This is a genomic window from Floridaenema fluviatile BLCC-F154 (assembly GCF_041929135.1).
GTDB classification, from domain to species: domain Bacteria; phylum Cyanobacteriota; class Cyanobacteriia; order Cyanobacteriales; family Aerosakkonemataceae; genus Floridanema; species Floridanema fluviatile.
In genome coordinates this window covers 206,236-229,845 of the sequence record NZ_JBHFNS010000018.1, presented here as the reverse complement: position 1 = coordinate 229,845, position 23,610 = coordinate 206,236, and the positions used below count along the sequence as shown (strand labels likewise).

The 23,610-nt window shown below is 40.5% G+C and carries 21 protein-coding genes; 10 read left to right on the top strand and 11 right to left on the bottom strand.

Features of this window, described 5'->3' with window-relative positions; genetic code table 11:
* Positions 1 to 41 precede the first annotated feature (41 nt).
* The 3 genes from ACE1B6_RS03840 to ACE1B6_RS03830 form a co-directional block, all read right to left on the bottom strand.
* Positions 42 to 782, bottom strand: coding sequence for a DUF429 domain-containing protein (locus ACE1B6_RS03840; protein ID WP_413255913.1), 741 nt, complete (start codon positions 780 to 782; stop codon positions 42 to 44).
* A 51-nt stretch (positions 783 to 833) separates the two neighbouring features.
* Positions 834 to 1,997: an 8-amino-7-oxononanoate synthase gene (gene bioF, locus ACE1B6_RS03835; RefSeq protein ID WP_413255912.1), complete on the bottom strand. Its 1,164-nt coding sequence runs from the start codon at positions 1,995 to 1,997 to the stop codon at positions 834 to 836.
* 113 nt (positions 1,998 to 2,110) lie between these two features.
* Positions 2,111 to 2,338, bottom strand: coding sequence for a hypothetical protein (locus ACE1B6_RS03830; RefSeq protein WP_413255911.1), 228 nt, complete (start codon positions 2,336 to 2,338; stop codon positions 2,111 to 2,113).
* A 363-nt stretch (positions 2,339 to 2,701) separates the two neighbouring features.
* Here ACE1B6_RS03830 and ACE1B6_RS03825 point away from each other — a divergent pair, with 363 nt between their 5' ends.
* Positions 2,702 to 4,720 carry a putative bifunctional diguanylate cyclase/phosphodiesterase gene (locus ACE1B6_RS03825; RefSeq protein ID WP_413255910.1) on the top strand — a complete coding sequence of 673 codons (2,019 nt, stop codon included), beginning with the start codon at positions 2,702 to 2,704 and terminating at the stop codon, positions 4,718 to 4,720.
* 8 nt (positions 4,721 to 4,728) lie between these two features.
* The gene (locus tag ACE1B6_RS03820; protein WP_413255909.1) at positions 4,729 to 5,511 is read left to right on the top strand and encodes a radical SAM protein; all 783 of its coding nucleotides are present in this window, start codon (positions 4,729 to 4,731) and stop codon (positions 5,509 to 5,511) included.
* Positions 5,512 to 5,533: 22 nt separating this feature from the next.
* Here the strand turns inward: ACE1B6_RS03820 and ACE1B6_RS03815 are convergent, their stop codons facing one another.
* A complete protein-coding gene (locus ACE1B6_RS03815) occupies positions 5,534 to 6,190 on the bottom strand; it encodes a class I SAM-dependent methyltransferase (protein WP_413255908.1) in 657 nt (218 codons plus the stop codon).
* Between the two features lie 191 nt (positions 6,191 to 6,381).
* On the opposite strand from ACE1B6_RS03815, the gene ACE1B6_RS03810 reads away from it, so the two are divergent.
* Positions 6,382 to 7,485, top strand: coding sequence for a tetratricopeptide repeat protein (locus ACE1B6_RS03810; protein WP_413255907.1), 1,104 nt, complete (start codon positions 6,382 to 6,384; stop codon positions 7,483 to 7,485).
* Between the two features lie 71 nt (positions 7,486 to 7,556).
* On the opposite strand, the gene ACE1B6_RS03805 is transcribed toward ACE1B6_RS03810, so the two are convergent.
* Positions 7,557 to 9,035 (bottom strand): aminotransferase class I/II-fold pyridoxal phosphate-dependent enzyme, encoded by a 1,479-nt coding sequence (locus ACE1B6_RS03805; protein ID WP_413255906.1) that lies wholly within the window; start codon positions 9,033 to 9,035, stop codon positions 7,557 to 7,559.
* Between the two features lie 214 nt (positions 9,036 to 9,249).
* Between ACE1B6_RS03805 and ACE1B6_RS03800 the strand changes: the two genes are divergently transcribed.
* The 3 genes from ACE1B6_RS03800 to ACE1B6_RS03790 are packed head-to-tail and all read left to right on the top strand — an operon-like array spanning position 9,250 to position 11,435.
* On the top strand, positions 9,250 to 9,483 hold the full coding sequence (locus tag ACE1B6_RS03800; protein ID WP_413255905.1) for a gamma-aminobutyric acid A receptor, epsilon-like protein: 234 nt from the start codon (positions 9,250 to 9,252) through the stop codon (positions 9,481 to 9,483).
* Between the two features lie 44 nt (positions 9,484 to 9,527).
* Positions 9,528 to 10,619 carry a redox-regulated ATPase YchF gene (ychF, locus tag ACE1B6_RS03795; protein ID WP_413255904.1) on the top strand — a complete coding sequence of 364 codons (1,092 nt, stop codon included), beginning with the start codon at positions 9,528 to 9,530 and terminating at the stop codon, positions 10,617 to 10,619.
* Between the two features lie 39 nt (positions 10,620 to 10,658).
* On the top strand, positions 10,659 to 11,435 hold the full coding sequence (locus ACE1B6_RS03790) for a hypothetical protein (protein WP_413255903.1): 777 nt from the start codon (positions 10,659 to 10,661) through the stop codon (positions 11,433 to 11,435).
* Positions 11,436 to 11,537: 102 nt separating this feature from the next.
* Here the strand turns inward: ACE1B6_RS03790 and ACE1B6_RS03785 are convergent, their stop codons facing one another.
* The 3 genes from ACE1B6_RS03785 to ACE1B6_RS03775 form a co-directional block, all read right to left on the bottom strand.
* The gene (locus tag ACE1B6_RS03785) at positions 11,538 to 12,461 is read right to left on the bottom strand and encodes a hypothetical protein (protein WP_413255902.1); all 924 of its coding nucleotides are present in this window, start codon (positions 12,459 to 12,461) and stop codon (positions 11,538 to 11,540) included.
* A gap of 111 nt (positions 12,462 to 12,572) precedes the next feature.
* Entirely contained in the window at positions 12,573 to 13,040 is a 468-nt protein-coding gene (locus ACE1B6_RS03780; RefSeq protein ID WP_413255901.1) for a hypothetical protein, read from the bottom strand.
* A gap of 65 nt (positions 13,041 to 13,105) precedes the next feature.
* On the bottom strand, positions 13,106 to 14,044 hold the full coding sequence (locus tag ACE1B6_RS03775) for a glycosyltransferase family 2 protein (RefSeq protein ID WP_413255900.1): 939 nt from the start codon (positions 14,042 to 14,044) through the stop codon (positions 13,106 to 13,108).
* 186 nt (positions 14,045 to 14,230) lie between these two features.
* Here ACE1B6_RS03775 and ACE1B6_RS03770 point away from each other — a divergent pair, with 186 nt between their 5' ends.
* The gene (locus ACE1B6_RS03770; RefSeq protein WP_413255899.1) at positions 14,231 to 14,773 is read left to right on the top strand and encodes a DUF3172 domain-containing protein; all 543 of its coding nucleotides are present in this window, start codon (positions 14,231 to 14,233) and stop codon (positions 14,771 to 14,773) included.
* A 3-nt stretch (positions 14,774 to 14,776) separates the two neighbouring features.
* Here ACE1B6_RS03770 and ACE1B6_RS03765 read toward each other — a convergent pair whose 3' ends face one another.
* The gene (locus tag ACE1B6_RS03765) at positions 14,777 to 14,926 is read right to left on the bottom strand and encodes a hypothetical protein (protein WP_413255898.1); all 150 of its coding nucleotides are present in this window, start codon (positions 14,924 to 14,926) and stop codon (positions 14,777 to 14,779) included.
* 313 nt (positions 14,927 to 15,239) lie between these two features.
* On the opposite strand from ACE1B6_RS03765, the gene ACE1B6_RS03760 reads away from it, so the two are divergent.
* Positions 15,240 to 15,569, top strand: coding sequence for a hypothetical protein (locus tag ACE1B6_RS03760; protein ID WP_413255897.1), 330 nt, complete (start codon positions 15,240 to 15,242; stop codon positions 15,567 to 15,569).
* 372 nt (positions 15,570 to 15,941) lie between these two features.
* The gene (locus ACE1B6_RS03755) at positions 15,942 to 18,467 is read left to right on the top strand and encodes an HD family phosphohydrolase (RefSeq protein WP_413255896.1); all 2,526 of its coding nucleotides are present in this window, start codon (positions 15,942 to 15,944) and stop codon (positions 18,465 to 18,467) included.
* A 242-nt stretch (positions 18,468 to 18,709) separates the two neighbouring features.
* Here ACE1B6_RS03755 and ACE1B6_RS03750 read toward each other — a convergent pair whose 3' ends face one another.
* A complete protein-coding gene (locus ACE1B6_RS03750; protein WP_413255895.1) occupies positions 18,710 to 22,627 on the bottom strand; it encodes an AAA-like domain-containing protein in 3,918 nt (1,305 codons plus the stop codon).
* Between the two features lie 95 nt (positions 22,628 to 22,722).
* Here ACE1B6_RS03750 and ACE1B6_RS03745 point away from each other — a divergent pair, with 95 nt between their 5' ends.
* On the top strand, positions 22,723 to 23,340 hold the full coding sequence (locus ACE1B6_RS03745) for a hypothetical protein (RefSeq protein ID WP_413255894.1): 618 nt from the start codon (positions 22,723 to 22,725) through the stop codon (positions 23,338 to 23,340).
* 75 nt (positions 23,341 to 23,415) lie between these two features.
* On the opposite strand, the gene ACE1B6_RS03740 is transcribed toward ACE1B6_RS03745, so the two are convergent.
* Positions 23,416 to 23,610 (bottom strand): hypothetical protein, encoded by a 195-nt coding sequence (locus ACE1B6_RS03740; RefSeq protein ID WP_413255893.1) that lies wholly within the window; start codon positions 23,608 to 23,610, stop codon positions 23,416 to 23,418.

Genomic DNA, 23,610 nt, shown 5'->3' with positions numbered 1-23,610 from the left:
TCTGTGTTTATCTGTGGATATCTGTGGTTAAAAAAAGATCGTCAAGTTAATTTTAATGGATTATGTAAAGAATTGGGAATAACTATATATCCTGTAGAATTATCACCTAAAACTAAATTTCTTTCTATTCCCCAATACCACCAATAAGCACCAACATAAGCACAAATCAAACTATCAAGTTGGTCTTCTATGTTTTTCATTGCTAAACCTGTCAGGGGAATTTCTGGTAATTCAGGTAAGTTAAGTTTTGGTTGAAAAGTTGGTAAGTAATTTAAAATGTAATGGCGTAGTTTAATTAGTTCGCTGCGTCTTTCTGCTAATTTACCTTTTTTGTATTTCAAAATGCGTTCTAAACCGAATAAATTTACAATGGCGGGATGGGGGAATACTTCAATTTGATATCTGCCTAATTTTTGCGGTTCTATTGTTGCGGCGTGGGCAAAACCTTTGGTTTCTAAACTTAAGCCAAATTCAACTGTTCTTTGAGCGAAAGGTCGCCCTAAGTTTGCGGGATAACAAGCGGCGTGATAGCGATGGAAATATTTGTGGGTGAGTTTATCTGGGAGGCGCATTCCTGTAGCGTTGGGAATTAAAGTTGGTGCGTCTACGGCGATAATTGCGGGGTTTTTTTGGGGGGCGAAGGTGTCTACCCAGGAGAGAATATCAGCGATCGATTCGCGACGTTCTAAGTTGAGTAGTTGCAGTTGGTTATTTTGCCAATTTAAGCAGCATAAACCACTTGCGCCTGTTTTCCAACCAAGGTCTATTCCGAGAAAGTTCATTAGTTTGAGGGTTTTTAATGGACAAATGATTCACTACGACTGAAGTCGCTACTACGAACTTTTTAAGGCTGTTACTAGTTTTTCTAGGTGGGAGATTTGGTGAGTTGCCATTAGTGAGATGCGAATTCTGCTGGTGGGAACTGTTGGGGGGCGAATTGCGGGGGCGAAAATTCCGGCTTCTTTTAATTTTATGGCTGTGGTTAATGCTGTTGCTGTGTCTTTTAGTTGTAGGCACAAAATTGCTGATTCTGAGGGTAGTAGTTTTAAGTTAGGTAATTCTTGGGAAATTAGCTGTTTTAGTGTGTCTATGTTGTGCCATAGTTGGGTGCGAAGTTCTGGTTTTTTTTGGACTATTTTAATTGCTTCTAAGGCGGCTGCGGTGTCGGCTGGTGATAGTCCAGTGGTGTAAATCCAAGTTGGGGCACGATTACGTAAAAAGTCAATTAAGGTGGATGAACCTGCTATGTAACCGCCTAAACTGCCTAATGCTTTACTTAATGTGCCGATTTGAATTAATGGGCGATGAGTGCTGTGAAAATGTTCTACGCATCCGGCTCCTTTTTTGCCTAAAACTCCGGTGGCGTGTGCTTCGTCAACTAATACCATGCTGTGAAATTTTTCGGCGATGTCTAATATTTCTGGTAGGGGGCATAAGTCTCCGTCCATACTAAAGACTGTATCGGTAATAATTAAGCAACGGCGATATTTTTCTCGCTGTTGTTTGAGGTGATTTTGTAGTTCTATGATGTTGCAGTGGGGGTAATCTATTATTTTGGCTCCGCTGAGAATTGCACCGTTTTTGAGGCTGGAATGATTGTATCGATCGCTAAGAATTAAGTCTCTTTTTCCGACGATGGAGGCGATCGCACCTAAGTTAGCTAGATACCCGGAACTGAATACAAGAGCATCTTCTGTTTGTTTTAAGGAGGCGATCGCTTTTTCTAATTCTCGATGTAGTTGTCGATGTCCACTCAGCAAACGTGAGCCAGTACTTCCGGTGCCGAATTCTTCGGTTGCAGCTATAGCAGCGGCAATTACAGAGCGATCGCTTGCTAAACCTAAGTAATCATTACTGGCAAAGTTAATTACTGTTTTTCCTTCTAGTTGGACAACAGCACCAGGAAGACTGGAAATAGTTTGTGCAAAACGATACCAATCTGCTCGATGAATTGTGGTTAGAGATGGTTCTATCCAAGCGTAAGGATCGATCGACATTCGTTTGAAATTTAGGGTTTTAGGGTTCAGATTGTCAGAGTGGAACCCACCGATCAATCAGGGGGTTTAAATGAATTTTATGGTATCGTAAATTACTAAGTGGTAAACATCTACTAAGGCTGGTTTTTTGAAGAGTCAGGTGGGTTTTTAACTTGCTCACTCTTGCCTTTAACTGGGGGAAGTTGTTCCACTAAACCCATTTCAAAGGCGATATCAGGTAAGTCTCCCACAATGTACTTCCCCGGCTCAAACACTCTTCCCGGAGTGAAACAGTACTGCTTTAGTACCACCTCTTGACCAGGAAGAAACATTTCTCTGGACATTCTTCTTTCGAGTGGCATGACGGATTCTCCAAAAAGTTCTTAGTATTGTTCAATGATAGTAAAAGGTAAGAATAATATCTATAGATGTATTTTTCAAAGAGATGTATAATATTAAAAATTAATTAAGGCTAATAAATTGCAAAAAACATACAGAAATATTCTGTTTACACATCTAATCGTGTAGAAGAGTAACTTTTTCTTACATTGAAACCCTCTCACCCGAACTTGGACAAACATACCTCGAAACACAACTTAATTAATTCTCTGCAATACATTTCTCAATTCCTTAGTGTTGCAGTTTTTATATTAGGATGCTTGGTTGGCTTAGGCTGGGTATTTGATATCAGTATATTTAAAAGCGGATTGCCGCAATTAGTAACAATGAAAGCAAACACAGCGATCGCTCTGATTATCGGAGCTATTTCTCTATGGCTGTTGCATCAAAAAGCAAAAAGCAAACTAAACAAAAAAATCTTAATATTGATAGTTAATTTACTATCTTGTTTAGTTATATTGATTGGTTCGCTCACCTTAATTCAAGACATATTCCAGATAAACTTGGGCATCGATCAATTGGTTTTTCAAGAAGTAAAAGCTGAAGGTGTTCCTGGGGTTCCGGGTAGAATGGCTCCCAATAGCGCCGTGGCTTTTATTTTGCTTGGTGCGGCGATATTTTTCCTGAATAAAAGATTCTATTTGTTAGCTCAATTATTGAATATTATTGGGTTTTTACTGGGATTTTTAGGATTATTAGGTTATCTTTATGGCATTACAGAATTTTATGGAATTGGCGCTAATACAGCAATGGCATTGCATACAAGTTTAGCGTTTATTTTCCTATTTATTAGCAATTTATTTGTTTACCCAAACCGAGGCTTGATGTCTGCAATTACTAATGAATTTGCAGGCGGAATTATGGCTAGGCGTTTGGCATTGGCTGTGATTAGCGTGCCACCTTTTTTAGGTTGGTTAGTTTTACAGGGAAAAAGAGCAAGGCTGTACGACAGTGAAGTGGGAATAGCACTTTTGGGGGTATTGAATGTTTTAGTTTTAGGAATTATCATTTGGTGGAATGCGAAAACTTTAGGGATGATAGATTATCAAGCTTGCCATGATTCCTTGACAGGTTTACCTAATCGGAAAATGTTTAGTGATTTGTTATCTGCTTCTTTGATAAATGCTTCCCGTCGTCAAGGAAAGGTAGCGGTAATGTTTTTGGATTTAGACCGATTTAACAAGATTAATGATATTTTGGGTCATGATATAGGCGATCGCTTATTAAAAGCAACAGCACAAAGGCTGACTAGTTGTTTTCGGGAATATAACACAATTGCTCGTTGGGGAGGAGATGAATTTACTATTCTATTGCCCTACATTAGCAATAGTGAATATGCGGCTAAATTAGCGCAAAAAATTCTGGATATTTTAAAACCACCTTTTATTATTGATAATCATTATCTTCATATTACTTGTAGCATTGGTATTGCCATTTATCCTCAAAATGGTCAAGATGGTGATACCTTAATTAAAAATGCTGATGTAGCGTTATATAATGTGAAAAGAAACGGGAGGAATAATTATACTTTTTATAATCCAACTATTAATCCCGAAGACTCGGAACTATTAATTTTAGAAAATCGCTTACACCATGCTTGGGATAGAGGAGAGATTTTACTTTATTACCAACCGAGAGTGAATATTACTACAGGAAAAATTACTGGAATTGAAGCTTTAGTTCGTTGGCAATCTCCAGAGTTAGGTTTGGTTTCTCCGGGAAAATTTATTCCGATCGCAGAAGAAACCGGATTAATTATACCGTTAGGGAAGTGGATACTCCAGAGTGCTTGCCAAGAAATAAAAGATTGGATCGATCGGGGTTTGTCAGGAATTAGGGTAGCAGTTAACCTCTCAGCAAGGCAGTTTCAAGAATCAGATTTAGTGCTAATGGTAAGTCAAATATTAACAGACACTGGGCTAAATTCCCAATTTTTAGAGTTAGAAATTACTGAAACAATTGCTATGCAAAATGTGAAATTGACCAAGGAAAAACTCAATCAATTATCGGATATGGGAATACATATTTCGATGGATGATTTTGGTACAGGTTATTCTTCTTTGAATTATTTGAAACAATTTCCGCTGCATTCTTTAAAAATCGATCGCTCCTTTGTCAGCGATATTACTTTCGATCCTTGCGATTTAGCGATCGCTTCGGCAATAGTCGCTTTAGGAAAAGGATTAAACATTAACGTAGTCGCAGAAGGCGTAGAAACTGAAGCACAATTAGAATGTTTGCGCCAACTGGGATGTATGGAAATTCAAGGTTATTTCTTTAGTCCACCTTTACCAGCTAAAGATACAATTGAATTGCTTAAAGAACATCAATCTGTTTGTGGTTAAAAATAAATATGTCATTTCATTATGTATATGGCCCGGTGAATTCTTGGCGTTTTGGTCGATCGCTTGGTATCGATCCAATTGGTACTATTTCCACCTGTTCCTTTGATTGTGTTTATTGTCAATTGGGAGCAATTGAAAGGTTACAAATTCAGCGTCAAATCTTCATTCCTACCGAGCAAATTCTGCAAGATTTACAACTTTTTGCCCCTTGGGATGTAGATGTAATTACCCTGAGTGGTAGCGGGGAACCAACCTTAGCATTAAACTTAGGAGAAATTCTCGCTAAAGTTAAAGAAATGACTGCTAAACCGTTAGTAGTATTAACTAACGGTACATTATTGAACGATCCTGATGTGCGTGCAGCGTTAGCATTAACCGATCGCGTAGCAGTCAAATTAGATGCGGTTTCAGATGAACAATTGCGGCGAGTGAATCGTCCTGTAGCTGAGCTAAATTTAGGGGAAATTTGGCAGGGAATAGAACAATTTCGGGCTGAGTATCCAGGGAAATTAGCAGTACAAACAATGATTTTGTCCGCTTGGAATTCCCAAGTTCAATCGGATTATATCAACCGAATTAAACAATTAGTTCCTGATGAAATTCAACTCAACACACCTTCGCGTCCTAAACCGTTAACTCGTCAATTAGATGGTAGAGGGAACAACCAAATAGCAGATTGTGCTTATCCAGTAAATACCCTCAAGTGCGTTGATGCTGATTACTTGAAAACATTTGCCGATCGCATTCAGCAACAAACAGGTGTTTTAGTTCGCTGGAAAATTTCTCAGTAAAAAAGGCAGAAAGCAGAAAGGTTCAACCAAAACTTCTTTCTGCTGTCCAATGTCTGTCAGAAGATTGATATATTTTTACATCTGATAAACCAGCTTGAAAAATTAGTCGATCGATCTCCTGAAGCGTAAAAGCAGCATGGAGAGAATCAGCGAATAACTGTTTTTGGTGTCTGTCGTATTCTGTGCCGATACTTTCTACTAAACTCTGCAAAGTTTCTTGATTTACAGGTCGAATTAAATCACGAATTAGGAGAGCACCTTTGGGTTTTAAAACTCGATTAACCTCCCGCAAAAAAGGTAAAGGATCGGGTAAATGATGAATCAAACTATTAGAAATTACCAAATCAAAATGTTCGTTAGGATATGGTAATTGTTTGGCATCAACCAATTCTAAAGTTATCTGTTGTTGTAAACCTGCTTTTTTTATATTTTCTGCACCAATTTTTAACATATTTTCTCCTAAGTCGATGCCAGTTATTTGCCATTGGGGACGTTGTTGAGAAAGCAATAAGGGAATTCTAGCGGTACCAGTACCCGCATCTAAAACTTTTGCTAGCGTTGGTGCTAGTGCGATCGCCCTTTGAGCAAAAGCAGTATTTACCTCAGTAAAATCCATTGCATCATAAGCTACAGCTTCTTCCCAACTATCCATAACTTCCGGTTCTAAAACTCGCTGCATTGGCGATGCTCCTAAAATTAATTTGTTTCAGTTGCTAATTATTGCTCAAAATTAGGGAATGATAAAATTAGGAGTGCGTTTTTGATACGGAAATCGAACCAAGTTAACTTTTACTCAGTGATCTCTGTCATCCACATATAAGTAAAAGATGTGCATACTGCCAGGAGAAGAAGTTTTTAGAGGTTGGAGATATGGATAGCCAGGGGTATCGGATATACCAAGAAGAAAACAAAATGTGTATTCCGAACGGCGAGAGAACTACGATCGCTCACCCGCTACCTGAAGATTGGCAGGGTAAGGAAAAGGAAACGCTAGAAAAACAGCCGAAATGTGCTAAGGCAGTTCAATTAGTCGCCCAAGCAACTGATTGCCATCAAAATCAACAATTTAATGCAGCGATTAAGTTTTTTCAACAGGCGCTTACTATCTACCGGGAAATAAAGTATCGTTCCGAAGAGGGAGTAGTACTGGGGAAAATTGGCAATGCTTTTTACGGTTTGGGTGATTATGTCAAAGCGATTAATTATTACCTGCAATGGTTGGATGTAGTTAGGGAGCTCAAAGATCTCCGCGCCGAAGGATTAGCATTAGGAAATTTAGGGAATGCTTATCGCCATTTAGAAGATAATGTGAGGGCAATTGAATATCAACAGCAAAGTTTAGCGATCGCCAAAGCGGTAAATGATACTCGCGGAGAAGTAGCAGCGTTAAATAATTTGGGATTGGCGTTTAAAGCATTAGGAAATTACGAAAAAACTGTAGAGCATCTGCAACGAAGTTTGCTGTTGATGCAGAAGTTAGAAGATCGCCAAGGAGAAGCGCAAGTTCTGCGAAATTTAGGCAATGTTTTTTATGCTTTAGGAAATTATGCTCAAGCGATCGCGGCTTATCAACAGCGGTTAGCGATCGCTCAAGATATCCAAGATGGGAGAGGAGAATTACAAGTACTGAGAAATTTAGCTAGTGCTTGTTATGCTGTTGGTGATTATTCTAGAGCAATTGAATATTACCAAATGCGCTTAGAAATTGCCCGACAAATTGAAGATCATCGGGTTGAAGAACAAACATTAGGAAATTTGGGAGTTACTTATGAAGCAGTGGGGAATTTTGCTAAAGCAGTAGAATGTTATGAACAGCGTTTAACTGTAGCTATTTTTATGCAAGATAGCCGAGTGGAACAGCAATCTTTGGGAAGTTTAAAAGTTGCTTGCTATGCAATGGGTGATTACGGCAGAGCCTTTAAATATCAAGAAATGCGGAATAGTCCATCGCAAAATTTTATCGGTAATCGCTAGTGTCAACAGAGCAGAAGTAAAAAAGTTTTCTGTTCAACTGTTTTCAACTGATTATTGATTTTTGCTTGACATTATTCGGATTTTACGACTTTTAAATTTCTCAGAGTTGCATCTGCACAACCAGTAATTTCGCTGCCAATTGCTTGCATATTTAGCAAATATTCAAGAGCATCTGGAGTAATAATTTCTCCCGGCATTAAAACTGGAATTCCTGGTGGATACGGGCAAATAGTTTCGGCGCAAATTCTCGCTACTGCACAATTTATTGGTACTGTTTCTGTTGCTGCGAAAAAAGCTTTTCGGGGGGAAATTTTTGGCGTTTGATTGTCCAAATAAACTCGCGAATTATACATTGGTTCGGGTAATTTAGCAAGTAATTTTTCTCCTTGATGCTCTTGAGTTAATTTCTGAAAAGATTGGACTAATTTTTCTATATCTGCTGAGGTGTTGCCGAAAGTAATAATAAAAGTTAGATGTTTTCTAGAGGAAAATTCAGGTATTACACCCAGTTGAGTTAAGAAATCTTCAGCGGCGAATCCGGTTAAATTTAAGTCGGAAAGAATCACAGTTAATCTAGTACGATCGAGATTGACAAACCCTGCTGAAGGATACAATTCCAAAACCGATAATTGCGGAATTTCGCTGATTTGATTTCTCGCTATTTCAGCCAGTTGTAAAGTGTGAGTCATTAACTCTTTGCCAGACAAAGCCATTTGTTGTCGCGCCGCATCCAAAGAAGCTAATAACAAATAACTCGGACTTGAAGATTGAATTAATTGTAAAGCTTTGCTGAGACGATCGCGATCGATCCTCTCACCTTGAACGTGCAAAATAGAAGCTTGAGTTAAAGCACTTAAAACCTTATGAATTGACTGAACAGATAAATCAGCACCTTTGCTTAAAGCAGCGGGAGGCAAATCTGGATGAAAAGCAAAATGTGGCCCGTGAGCTTCATCAACTAACAGTGGAATGTTATATTGATGAGTGAGATTAGCAATTCCTTCCACATCACCACAAACACCATAATAAGTAGGATAAACCATCAATACCGCTTTCGCATCAGGATGTTTTTTCAACGCATTAGCAACAGCTTCTGGCGTAATACTGTGAGCAACATCTAAATTAGCATCATATTCAGGTTGGACAAAAATTGGAATTGCACCCGAAAGAATCAACCCAGAAATAACCGATTTATGCACATTCCGAGGCAAAATAATTTTTTCCCCATCCCCACAAGTCGCCAAAATAGCCGCAATAATTCCCCCCGTAGAACCATTCACCAAAAACCAAGATTCCTCTGCCCCAAACGCCGCAGCTGCTAGAGTTTGTGCCTCCTTAATCACACCTTCAGGACCCGACAAATTATCTAAATTTGCCAACTCCGTCAAATCAGCTTTAAACACCTGAGAACCTAACAAATCCCGCAACTTTTGCGAAACACCTTTACCCTGTTTATGCCCCGGAGTAAAAAATCCCGCATGAGAAACTTCAACATAAAAATTAATCGCATCCAACAAAGGCGTTTCTGCCTGAAAATTCCGATCGAACATTCAACATCTTTCCTTTAAAACCACAATAATCCTAAATCAACGGAAAAACTTCTTCTTCTTCTTCTCTTTCTTCGCGTCTTTCGCGTCTTACGTACTACGCACACGCTACGCGAACGCGGTTCAAAAAAAACCAAAATCAAAAGACATAACTAATAAGAGAGATGAAAAAAAAGCCAAAATTTCCTACTTTAAGATTGTCGAACTAACAAAGTTTATGGTCAATCCTACTCCCAACCCAATCCCCCCACCAGGCATTCCCAACCCTATACCCGAACCAGTGCCAGTACCAGAACCAACACCAGGGCCAGTTCCCCAACCAACACCGGGGCCAGCACCAGAACCAGTACCGGGACCAATTCCCCAACCAACACCAGGGCCAGCGCCAGAACCAGTACCGGGACCAATTCCCCAAACAGTGCCAGCGCCAATTCCCCAAACGGTTCCCTAGCGTTTAAAATCGAATTTGCACCCAGTTTTTAACCTTGGATTAAGATGCTAAGAGCCGGAATCGTCGGACTGCCTAACGTTGGTAAATCTACATTATTTAATGCTTTAGTGGCAAATGCTAAAGCAGAAGCCGCCAATTTTCCTTTTTGTACAATTGAACCGAATGTCGGCGTGGTTGCTGTGCCCGACGAAAGGTTAAATGTGTTAGCCAAAATATCAGATTCAGCGCAAATTATTCCGGCAAGAGTCGAGTTTGTAGATATTGCGGGTTTGGTGAAAGGTGCGAGTCAAGGTGAAGGTTTGGGAAATAAGTTTTTATCCCATATTCGAGAAGTTGATGCGATCGTTCATGTAGTCCGCTGTTTTGAAGATGATGATATTATTCATGTTGCGGGTTCTGTCGATCCAGCCAGAGATATTGAAGTGATTAATTTAGAGTTGAGTTTAGCAGATTTAGATCAAGTTGAACGAAAGATCGATCGCACTCGCAAACTAGCACGCACCAGCAAAGACGCACAAGTGGAATTAGAAGTATTAGAAAAAATCAACGCCGTTTTAAACGAAGGCAAATCAGCCAGACAAGTTAGTTTAACCGATGAAGAAGAACAAGCAATTAAAGGCTTAGGTTTACTCAGTAGAAAACCGATAATTTACGCTGCAAACGTCTCCGAAGATGACTTAGCCAGCGGCAACGAATATGTAGAAAAAGTCCGCGAAATTGCCTCCCAAGAAAACGCCCAAGTCGTAATTGTTTCCGCCCAAGTAGAATCAGAATTAATTGCTTTACCCGAAGAAGATCGAGCCGAATTTTTAGAATCTTTGGGAGTAGAAGAAGGCGGATTAAAATCTTTAATTCGTGCAACTTACGAACTTTTGGGATTAAGAACTTACTTCACCACCGGGCCAAAAGAAACTCGCGCTTGGACAATTCACGCCGGAATGTCCGCACCCCAAGCAGCAGGTGTAATTCACACCGATTTTGAGCGGGGTTTCATTCGTGCAGAAACCGTTGCTTACAAAGATTTGGTAACAAATGGATCGATGAATGCTGCCAAGGAAAAAGGTTTAGTTCGCAGTGAAGGGAAAGAATATGTAGTGCAAGAAGGTGATGTAATGTTGTTTAGATTTAATGTTTAGGATAATTACTTTTCTTGCAAGTAAAATAAAGGTAATTTGATGAATGCTGCCGTTATTGTTGCGATTATTTCCGGCTTGGTTGCACTTGCAAGTGCAATTTTAAGCCTTTATGGAGTTTGGCTTCAAGAACGGCAAAAACATCGACTAATTGCACTACAACACCAGCTAGAACAGGAACGTCAAAAGTATAACAAAGAGCAATTAGTAAGGGAATTGATGAGCAAGTATCGGGAACCTTTACTAAGAGCAGCTTTTGATTTACAGAGTAGAATTTACAATATTGTCGAAATATGTTTTCTCGAAAATTACTATACAGAAGGTACTCCTTTAGAAAAGGAATATGCCTGTGAGAATACTTTATACGTTATAGCAGAATATTTGGGTTGGGTTGAAATTATGCGTCGTGAAGTACAATTTCTAGACTTAGGCGATGTCAGTGAAAACCGTAAATTTGTTGATTTAATCGATCGGATTACTCAAACATTCTTAGAAGGTAGGTTAGAAGAAATATTTCGTATATTCAGAGGAGAACAGAGAGCTATCGGAGAAATTATGATGAATTCGCTATCTGTTAATAGTAATTCTCCGAGCCGTGAGTGCATCGGCTATGCAAATTTTGTATATAAGCAAAAAGATCCTAATTTTAGCCGTTGGTTTGACAAACTTCGTCAGGATATTGAAATTTTAGCAAATAATCCTGGTAAGTATTACCAAAGGCTGATTAAATTACAGCACGCTCTCGTAGATCTAATTGACTTTCTCGATCCTGATTATGTTCGTTTTCCTAAAAAAAATCGCTCTAAAATAAATAGGTAATTACAAATATAATATATATATGTTTCGCTACTAGATAAAATAATAAATAACTGCTAGATAATAAACGATCGCTTTTATTAATTACTCTCAATTAAAACATTATTAATTACCATTAGGCATATACAGCCAAGAACCCATATTTTCATCATCTGTACCGACAATTATGCCACCATTTGCGCCGGGAACAAGTTCGATCGCTTCCACCTTATGATAATCTAACCGATACAAAGGAAAAAGATCCGAATTTTCCCGAAATGAAACCTCATTTCCATTCACCACAAACACACCCGCAATATATACCGCAGATGTAAATGGCCCATCATTTCCCGGATCGATTGTCGAACTAATGAAAACTGTTCCCAAACGGTCTATTTTTAAATCAGAAATATGTCGCAAATGTGGAGAATTAGGCCAAGGAACTGTGAAACTTTTACTACCTTTTAACTCAATCTGAAAACTCGATAAATTCAGAATTCCCCAATAAATTATTCCAGGTTTTTCCCCTTCTCCTCTTTCCGCCCAAACAGCTAATAACTTATTATCAATTTCCTGTACAGCAAATCCCTCAAAATTAGGTTTCTCTGGCAAATTTGGTAAATCAAATACTCTCAGTAAAAAACTCTCTCCCTTTCTCTTACCCAAGCGGAAATAATATACTTTACCTTTACTACTTAAAGCCATAAAAGAACTAGGCGCAGTCGGAACTGCGGTGATAGCTTCTAAGTCTGAACCAAAATATAACTCATTTAAATCACTAGCAGAATTCCAAGGAAAATATTCTGGTTGTTGTCCATCTTTAATAGTAACAATTGCTAAACGACCTTGATCTTTGCCTTTATTATCATGGACAACCAAAAAATCTAAAGCATTATCTTTTCTATCAATCAACGCCATCCCACTAATACCAAAATTGATTCCACCTTTGACAGGTCGCCATTGTTCCGCTACAACTTGCTGGGAATTTAGTAATAAACTTACTATCAATACTATAATCATCAAAAATAATAAAGTAACTAATTTTTTCATTTAATTTAAAGTAATTGAACTGATTTACTTGTCATTAGTCATTGGCTTTTTGTATAGCGATGAGCAATTAGTAAAAAGCCAATGACCAATGACTAATGACTATTAACCAACTTAAAATGATGCAGCGTAAGTCAATTCAAATTCACGAAAAATGGTTATACAACAAGAGTTATTCGGTTGATCTCCTGTTTGAAAATCAATCTTACCATCAACCGTTGTGATTGGTCGTCTTAAGGGCTTATTGTCGTATTGACTACGTTCGCGAGTACTCCAATCCATAATGGTAGCGTCGAGATTATTTTGAATTTCTGCTGCTAACATTAACAGTTCAAATTTGTCTTTAGTTAGCCCAAGTATCGGAAATTTCATGATAATAAATTGGGAAATAATCGGTCTAGCGTCGTTAGCCGTAACGTGAGTTTGGCAAGTCCCTAATTCCAGATCGTAATGCTCAAAGTGGAAAATTTCTTTGTACTCGGTAAAACTGGTTTGGATATCTTTAATCGCTTTGTCAATCTGGGGGAATAGCCCTAAATTTGGATCGGATAGTAATTTACGAATGTTGGAAATTTCACTCATGGTATTGTTTGCCTATTTAGGATATTGTTAAGGACGTTCATCTGGATTGCTAGTACTAATTACGATTATTCATCACTAGCTAGTTCTAGTTTTGTGACTAAAGCCTCTGTCAGTAACTCCTTAACTTTCTGCGCTTGATACCATCTTAATAATATGATGCTTTTTGCTCCTTTAATTAAGAGAATTTTTATTAGTTCCTGTCTGAGATTTTGTCGTAAATCTTGGGGTAAGGAATGATAAGTTTTATTAAAAATAATTTTTAGCCATACTTTATAAATCTCAAACAATGTGGCGATGCGATCGCTCTCTAAATTCCGACTAGTTGTTTGTGTAGCATGAATGCGGAAACTTGCCAACTCCTCATCAATAAAACCGATGTGATAATCAGCCATAATTCGCCACCACATTTCCAGATCGCATAATTGCTTAAAAGCCGGATCGAACAAACCAATTTGTTGGAAAACTTGGCGGCGAATTAACACATTCGTCGGTTCGCCAATTTTATTGTAGGGCGGCTGAAAAAACTTGCGATCTCTAAGTAAAGTTAGACCAGATTGAATGGATTGTAGCCGAGTCCAGCGTTTATGTAAATCTTGCATTCCTCTGACAAAATTGGCATCGATCGACCGATCGAAAACTAAGCGCCGCGGACAAAAAACTAAACCAATTTCCTCATCTTGTTCCGCTAACTCTACCATTTTAGTAATGCAGTTGGGAGCGATCGCATCATCCTGAAACAAAAACTTGACATACTTACCTTGAGCTTGGGAAATACAAAAATTCCAATTCTCCACCAACCCATATCTAGGATGAGTAAAAATTCGGCAATTCGGTAAATTAGCTGACTGCAACAACTTTAAAGAATCATCCTCAGACGCATCATCAGAAATAATAATTTCCCGATTCGGATAAGTAATACTTTGCAGACACTCAATGAGTGAAGCAATAAATTCACCCGCGTTATAAACAGGAATACAAATACTAACTAATGGATAACTAAGCATTTACTAGTAATCAGAAGCATTTTTTCCTAGCTAACCCAAACTTAGCCTGATATAGTAACAGTTAGCACTTAAGTTCAGGTTGCAGGTAAACTTTACCACAGAACTTAAAATTAAGGGCATACTGGAAGCAGTAACACCTGTGCAACCTACTCCCTACCTAACATTGGTAAAACTTGTCGAGTAATTATGAGACGTAAACCCACCTCTGTCGCCAACAGACCTTCACCATCATCCACCAGCAAACCCTCGTTGTTTAACTACACATCATTAGCAATTATTGCTGGCGTTTTTATTTTGGGAATAGGAATTGGTCTAGCCTTTAGTTCTACAGTAAGTTCTGATTCTGGCAGTAACGTCTATTCTCGTGAATTTATCGATCGCAGCGCCCCCAACGCCGCCCTTTGCGCTCAATTTGGTGCTAGCGCCATCGTCACCGACACCCGGATATTTGTCACCCTCAACCCCTTTAGCGTTTACGTCACTCAACCAAGAATGCAGCCCGGGTGCGTCTTGCGTACCAACAACTGGTCAATTTTAGAGCAGAGAAAACTAGTCACCGGAGATCAAGTACGAAGTTGTAAACAGCGGATGAACACCTTCGGTTATACAGGTGCCTTAGAAAGTTCACCCCAAATTGACTGCGTATACCGCAACGACAACGATCAAAACCGCTTTAACCAAATCCCAGGTGCAGGTGGTCCACCTCCCGCAGAAACCAGCGAATTCTAACTTTCACTTTAATTCTTTCAAGCACGCCGAAAACGCCTCATCCACTGACGGCGTTTTTTGCTGGTGTCCCACCTGAAACCAATAGACAAAATTATTTACCGACAACAAAGTACGATAAGATACAAAGTTTTGGCGATCGAAATTACTTAACATGAAATTTTACAGTTCATTATTTAAAGATATTGTGAAGTCAACTAAATTAGCTCGAAATCCTGAAACTAGTACAAGTATAGTGAAAACACTTAGAGTTACAATCAAACAAGTGAGGCTTTAACGAAAAATTTCCCAAAAATTATCAATAGAATGCAGAAAGCTACATATTTTCACGGAGGAGGAAACTTCTATAGTCAAAATATTCACCGTCAATTTCTAGACCTCACCGCAGCTTAATTCCCCCTTCAGAGCATTAGCTTAAATAGGAGGAAATTGCGGAATTCAACACCCTGTTAGTCTTGGCAGCCAAATCATGTATACTACCGAATTTGACCAGAAAGACACTACCTCCCTAAACGAACTGATTCGTTTTAGTTCTCAGGCTGGCGAATCACATTCTCGAAGTTATCGTTATTTACGAAAACTTAATCAAACAGACAACCAGGTAAGTAAAACAACCCAAATTACTCATGCCGCCCCCCTATCTTCCCTGAGAGAAAGAGATTTAGAAGCCTTAGCCGAAATGTTTGAACCAGAGGATATCGCAGAAGTAGAAGCCGACCTCATCCACTATCTGAACTTAATGTGTCCAGAACCTTGTTGGGAAGAAGACCCGTTTGACTTTCTTAGCGATTACCTTTAATTATTTGGTAATTAATCGAGTTAGCATAACTTTAGAGAAATAAAATAGTAGATAGGCTAATGGTCGATCTTCTGCTAAACTTCCCATAAGGTAGGGATCAACGGAAAATTAGCGATCCCACTACTATGCGGTCGATCGCCCTAGCATCTGTTTTGGATAAATCGCTGATACTGCCTATGCTAGTGATTCATCTAAATTTAAAGATTAGATTAACCGCTGGAGAAGCACATCTTTCCTACTCTTCAGCATTATTGCCATTTTTTATACAACCATCGATAGAGCGCCGTTTTTCAATTAACCTTCTATAATAACCAAATGAGTAACACTTTGTCTCACTTCTATATTGAGTTCAGGGTGTACCGCCGCTCTTAGATGAAAACGCTTTATTCGTGGACAAAACAGCTTAAGCAATGGCGGAGAATTGCCCCCAGCATGGCTCATCTAAAAACATTCAACAACCTATACCGTTCGTCAAAACCTAAACCCGACCAAGAGATTATCTCTTCGCCAAAGGCACCCGAACGGCATCAACTTATTTACAAGCTTGTGCAGAAACACCTGCGGAATTTGCTTTTAGAAACCAATCCCTGCCAAACTCAAGCACTCAACTGTCGGCGCTCCAAAACCGGAAAACGCCCAAAAGTCGCCTTAATCATGGCAGTGATTTCCCTAACCAGCGCAATGGGTCATCGCTTCTACAATCAGCCAAAGCTAGATGTCGGCACCATAGCCCCCACAACCATCCGCGCTCCACGAGACGCAGCAGTTGAAGATCCAAAAACTAGAGAAGCCAAACAAAAAGCAGCCCGTCGGGGATTAATCCCAGTATTAATGGTCGATCCTGCCGTAAATCATCACATTTATCAAGATTTACAGCAAAAAATCGACCAAATTAACCATTCTCGCCGGATCGCTGGACAATTTCCCTTTACCTCCGTTTTATCCACTACGACCCAAATTTACTTGCGGAGTTCCTCAGAATCAGAATGGGAAGCAATTCTAGCCACATTAAAAAACAAGAGTGAGAAAGGACAGAGTGCTAATCAACTTCCCGCTTCTGCTGCTCTCTCACCAGTTAACTCTCCCCAACTCCAACAAGCTATTAACGAACTGAAAGCCTATCGTCGCATTAACCCAGAAGGATTACCAACTTTAATCAACACAATTTCCCAAGTTCGTCAGCGATACGCCCAAGCATTAGCCAATTTGTCCAGTAACTTGGCTGAACAAGAGGAAATTTCGCCAAATTTATCCTTTTTAAAATTGGCAGAAGCCGATTGGCGCAAAACTCAAGCCGGAATTCCCGAAGCACTAGAACGCATTCTCACTCAAGGTATCGCACCCGGTTTACCTTTGGCGTTGAAACAGCAAACGGTAAGAATTCAGGTGAAAAATTTAGTTCCAGACACCGCCCAACCTATAGTTACTCAGCTAATAGTTAGTGTTTTAAAACCAAATTTAATTGAAGATGCAGAACAAACCAAGCTGCAAGCTGAACAAGCTGCACAGCAAGTCAAACGAGAAATCGTGGAAATACGGAAAGGTGAAATAATTGTCGAAAGACACCAGAAAATTACCCAAAGAGAATTTGTTCTGCTCGATCATTTTAAATTAAGCCGTCGAGAAGTTAATTGGTGGGCTTTGATTGGCTGCGGTGTATTGGTTAGCGGTGGAGTCGGCTTTTTTTGTTGGGTAGAAAGGCGGTTTCATCCCGGTTTGCGCCAACGCGACCACATTTTAATCCTGCTTTTGGCTTTAAGTACTCCTGTGTTGGTCAGTTTTGGCGTGAATTATAGCAGTCTCCCAGCAGTGGGTTTGCTGGTGGGCAGTTTTTATGGCTCGGCTTTAGGCTTAACTACAGTTGGTTTACTGACTCTGGGTTTGCCAATTGGCATGGAGAATATTCTTTGGGATCACCTGTTGGCTAATGCGGCTGGGGCGATCGTCGGGAGTATAATGGCGGGGAGATTGCGATCGCGCGAAGAACTCGCCTTACTAGGAATCGGTGTCGGTTTAACCGAAGGAGCCGTTTACCTCACCCTGAATTTAATCCTCAGCGCCGCCGCTGGTTCCATCTGGTTAGCTGTACTCCAAGAAGCAGCTATCTACAGTCTCACAGGCGTAGCTTGGAGTGTCGTCGCATTGGGAATTAGCCCCTACTTAGAACAACTATTTGATTTGCTAACTCCCATCCGTTTGGCAGAATTAGCTAACCCCAACCGTCCACTTTTAAAACGTTTGGCGGAAGAAGCACCCGGAACTTTTCAACATACTTTATTTGTGGCAACTTTAGCTGAAGCTGCTGCTAAAGCATTGGATTGCAATGTGGAATTAGTTCGCACCGGAACCCTTTATCACGACATTGGTAAATTGCATGACCCCCAAGGATTTATTGAAAATCAAATGGGAGGGCCAAATAAACACGACCAAATTAATGACCCTTACTTTAGTGCCGCAATTATTAAAAAGCACGTCACGGAAGGGGTAGTTATGGCACGTCGCTATCGCTTACCAAAAGCAATTCAATCATTCATTCCTGAACATCAAGGCACCATGCAAATTGCTTATTTTTATCATCAGGCACAGCAAGAAGCAAAAACACCTGTAGATGAATCTTTCTTCCGTTATGCAGGGCCAATTCCTCAATCAAGAGAAACTGGAATTGTCATGTTAGCAGACTCTTGCGAAGCAGCTTTAAGAAGTTTGAAAGATGCCACTTACGAGGAGGCTTTGGCAATGGTTAACAAAATTCTCAAGGCACGTTGGCAAGATAATCAATTAGTAGATTCCGGTTTAACCCGCCGAGAAATGTCTCAAATTGCCGAAATCTTTGTCCAAGTTTGGCAACAGTTTCATCATAAAAGAATCGCTTATCCAAAAGCAGCAACTAAGGGATAAGGGACTGGGGACTGGGGACTGGGGACTGGGGACTGGGGACTGGGGACTGGGGACTGGGGACTGGGGACTGGGGACTGGGGACTGGGGACTGGGGACTAGGAAAGTTTTGAGTTTTGAGTTTTGAGTTAGGAAGAGTTTGGGGAGTTTTAAGTTTTAAATTCTCCCCTGCCCTCTGCCCCTCTGCCCCTCTGCCCCTCTGCCCCTCTGCCCCTCTGCCCCTCTGCCCCTCTGCCCCTCTGCCCCTACTCCCTACTCGTTTGCTGATAATCTCTTGTCCAACTTTTGCCAAAATTTAATATTTGGTTAATGTCCAATACTCGATCGATCTCCCAAACAATCACCACATCATCCAACCCCGTCGAAGCTAACATTGCCCCTCTGTTCTCAGTCGCCGGATAAAAAGCTACATCCAGCGCCCTTTCCTCATGTCCTTCTAGGGTTGCAAGTGTTGTTCCGTCTAGTTTCCAGAGTTTAATGGTTTTGTCCCAACTGGCAGAAGCTAGGACAACACCCCAGGTTTTTGGGAGTCCAGAGTTTTTGGGAATGAAGGTGATAGAGTTGACGCGATCGCGATGTCCCCGCAAAGTCCGAATCAGTTTCCCCTCCAACGACCAAAGTTTAATCGTTCCATCCTCACTCGCAGTAGCGAAAATCTGACTATCTGGACTAAAAGCAACATCCCAGACATTATATTCATGAGCTTTCAAATTAAGTTGAAGTTGAAACTTTCCTGTTCGGTCCCGTTGCCAAAGTTCAACTTTTCCTTCTCCACCAGCAATCGCTAACCATTTTTGATCCAAGCTAAAAGCAACCGCATTCCAATGACTTTTTTGCTGAGTCAGAGATTGGCGTAAAGTGCCATCTCGATGCCAAAGTTTTGCTGTTCCCTCCCAACTTACAGAAGCTAGAACAGTTCCATCAGGACTAAACGCCACATCAAACGCTTTATCATTATGCGCCTTGATAGTTCGCACTAACTTACCATCAGCAGTCCATAAACGGAGAAACCCATCATTGCTAACAGATGCCAAAGCTTGACCATCAGCACTAACATCCACCGCCCACACCTCATCATCACCCGAATTTAGAGTTTGCTGAAGTTTTCCCTGACGACTCCAACGCTTAATCGTACCATCAGCACTTGAGGAAATCACAGATTTGCCATCAGGCGCAAAAGCCACATTCCACACCGAAGCGCGATGTCCCCGCAACACCGTCAAGAAATCTGACGAAAGTTGCCAGTTGCGAACTAGCTTATCTTCTCCACCAGAAATTAGGCTTTTTCCATCGGGGCTAAATACCACTTCCCAAGTCCCACTAGGATGACCTGACAAAGTTTTAGTCACCGCAGCAGATGGATTCCAGATTTTGATTGCGTCATCCCAACTACCAGAAGCCAAGGTTTGCCCATCTGGACTGAATGCTAAACTGACGATGGCGCTATGGTGTTCTGATGCTTTGTGCAGAAGAGTTCCCTGCATATTCCACCACACAATATTGCCATACCAATCTCCTGCCGCTAAGGTTTGACCATCGGGGTTAAAGGCTACACTGATTAAGCGATTTTGTCCTTTTTCTGAGGGAATGGGGTTTTTTAGCGTCCGAATTTTGGTGCCATCGAGATTCCACAGGATTATTGTATTATCCCAACTGGCAGAAGCGATCGCTTTACCATCAGGACTAAACGCCACATCCCAAACGAAATCACGATGTTCATTTAAGGATCTAACCAAAGTTCCATCACTGCGCCAGAGTTTTACTAGGTTGTCTTCTCCCGCTGAAGCAATCAATTGTCCAGATGGACTGACGGCGATCGATCGCACTACTCCCTGATGAGCTTTCAGAGTTTTTAACAGCTTACCATCCCGATTCCATAACCGAACTGTGCCATCATCCCCAGCAGAAATCAAGGTTTTTCCATCGGGGCTAAACACCACATCCATCACCGCACCTTGATGACCTTTGAGAGTTTTCCCCAAAGTACCATCGTTTTTCCAAAGTATAATTGTAGATTGTTGATAAGTGGAAGCGATTGTTTGCCCATCTGGACTAATGGCGATTCCGTACACTCTCCCTTTTTGTCCATTTAACCGATTGCGTTCAACTACCTGAAACGCAGCACGACGCAAGTTTTGATTGACAGATCTAACTAACTCAGAAGGAACTCCCAGTAAGGTTTTCAGGCGAGTCTCAGCTTTCATCGCCGTGACTAAAGCATCTAAGCGATTTCCAGAAGCAAATTCAGCTTCGGAGGCGTTAGCGATCGCTTCTACCTCACGCCAGTTAGCTTTTTGTTGTTGAGTAAAAGCGTAAAATCCCAACCCACTGGCAATTACAAACGCCAAACTCACAGTTCCTAAAAGCCATCTTTGCAAACGACTCGCCCGTTGTTCTTGCACTAGTCGTTTTTCTACTTCTTGCAATCGTTTGACTTCTTCGGCTTTTTTCAGGTTATCTAGATCGGTGCTAACACCAAACCATTTGATAATTTCATTGCTGCTATCTCGAATGGGAATTGCCCGATTTAAAAACCAGCGGTGTTTCCCTTCTCCATCTTGCATTCGCAATTCTACTTCATAAGGTTCTCCGGTTTCTAGGGAGTGTTTCCAAGCGGTGAGACTGGGCGATCGATCTTCAGGATGCACAATATCTAAGCGTTTCCAATCAGTAATCCCATCCAGGGAACGCCCCAAAAATACCTCACCTGGTTGATTAATATAAGAAAGTCTACCATCCGGCTCAACAATCCAAACCATTTGGGGCACCGCTTCCGCAAGTTGTCGAAAGAACCTTTCGCTTTCCTGTTGGGCGATTAATTGTTGTTCGATCGAGAGTCGTTCTAGTTCCTGACTCGCAGCGAGAAATTGATAATCCAAATCGCTCAAACTTTTTTCCTGTGCCCAGCGTTGCGCGTCGAGGAGAAATTCTCCCCGCAACAGTTGGGAAACATCGCTGCGCCCGGAAGTTACCCATTTATCGATCGCATCCGCATAAGGACGAAGATAGCTTAATTGCTGTTTTACCCAATTTAAATCAAAAACTTGTTGATAAATCGGATTTTTGATCGCCAATCGATCGCCCTGACGCACCACCAATCCTGACAATAACAATTCCATCTGTTCCCGACTATCATCAACAAGAACAATTTCCCCTTGCAAAAGTTGTTGATAGATTCCCAGCAATCTTCCCGTGCGATTTTGATTCCAGAATAAGCGATCGCGAATCGTCCGCAAATGCACAGGTTCATCATGCGTTTCCCAATTCTCTAAAACATGAGTTTTCACCAACTCTTCCACCCAGTATGACTCCATCCCTGGCGGAATTTGCAATAAAGTAGGGGCGGGTTTTGCGAAACTAGAATCATTGCTAAATCCGCCCTTACTAGCAATTACATAAATCACCAATTGACAAAGTTTTTGGGTGAGAAAAGGTTGTCCGCCCGTCCAGTGTAAAATTGCTTTTAGGGTGGTGAAAGGTTCTTCCACCACAGGTTTAAGTCCTTCTGCTAAAGGCGTTGCTTCCGTTGCAGTGAAGCCATCTAATTGAATCGCCTGTCCAATATTAAAAGGTGTGCGTTGTTTATCTGCAATTAAATCTGAGGGAGTTGTTACGCCGAATAATGCTATGTTGAAGCGTTGATAGCGGGAGTCGTGCGATCGCTGATTATAACAAGAACGAATCCAAGCAAAAAAATCATCCGTTGAGAATTCTAGACTCAACAAACTATCAATTTCATCAATAAAAATATAAATTGGATTTGTGGGAAATTCTCCAAATAAAATCTCTTCTACAAACACTGTCAGACATTGAATTAAAGATAAATCTTGATATGTTTTGAAGAACTCCCGATAATTTACCTTTGCCAATAATCCAAAACTTTGCCACAAACTCACGATGATGCCACGATACCATTGTTCGGGGGTGATGCGATCGCTCCCCAAGCGAGTCATATCAATATAAGCACAATGAGCCCCTTCTTGCTGAAGTTGTTCTTTCACCCGCACCAACAACGATGATTTTCCCATCTGTCGCGCATTGAAAACATAGCAAAACTCCCCAGCTTGAAGAGTCTGATAAAGTTCCTTATCAGCTTGTCGCACCACATAATTAGGTGCATCCGCCTGAAGACATCCGCCAACTTTGTATCGAAAAGAATTCATTGATGATCGATCGCGCCAGCAAAGATACATCTAGAATAAAGTAAAATCAGAACTTTGCTGTTCATCTCAATCACATTTAATATTTTTTCAAATATATGACTCAGCCCAAAATTCTCGATCCAGAACAATCTTATACTTTTCGTTCCTATTATGAATTGCCTTACGATACCGATCGCATCTTAGCCGAATTTGGCTACAGTTATGTTAACCAACGCTTGAAACTACCGCAATCTTCTCGAAAAAGCGATCGTCTTCCTGCAATCAAACAACAAATTGAAGAAATTTTGCCTTTAGTAGTCCTCTCCAGCGAAACAGCAAAACGAGAATTGTTAGTTGCTCCCTTATTAATAGAAGTTGCCCGCTTTTCTCAATGCCAGCTAAGAATTGAATATTCTCTCAAAGTTAATAACTGGATGAAAGGAGAATTAGATTATTTACTAAAATTGAATCAAGAATTGGTAGTAATTGAAGCGAAAAAAGATGATTTGTCGAAGGGATTTACTCAATTAGCTGTTGAATTAATTGCGATCGCTCAAGCCGAAGAAAAAAACTATGTTTATGGTGCAGTTACGATCGGTAACGCTTGGGTTTTTGGCTACCTGAATCAAGACAACAAGCACATTATTCAAGACATTACACTTTACCGAGTTCCAGATGACTTAGAAATATTAATCGCAATTATTCTCGGAATTCTCGAAGCCGATTTAGACTAACACAAAATCCCCTAATACCTTCTCCCTCCTCTCTCTGCGTCCTCTGTGCCTCTGCGGTTCCTTATCAACCCAAATTCAGGATAACAAACCAATCCCAGACAAGGTAGCCGTATTTCGCATTTCGTAATAGATACTCCACTCAAAAAAATCTATTGAATCTCCCAGTTCACCTGCTTGGAATCGCTGGTAAAAACTCTCAGACAGCATTTGATACTTTTGCTCAAAAGTTTTCAGAAAACGCTCTAAATCAGCAATTTGTTCATAATTCAT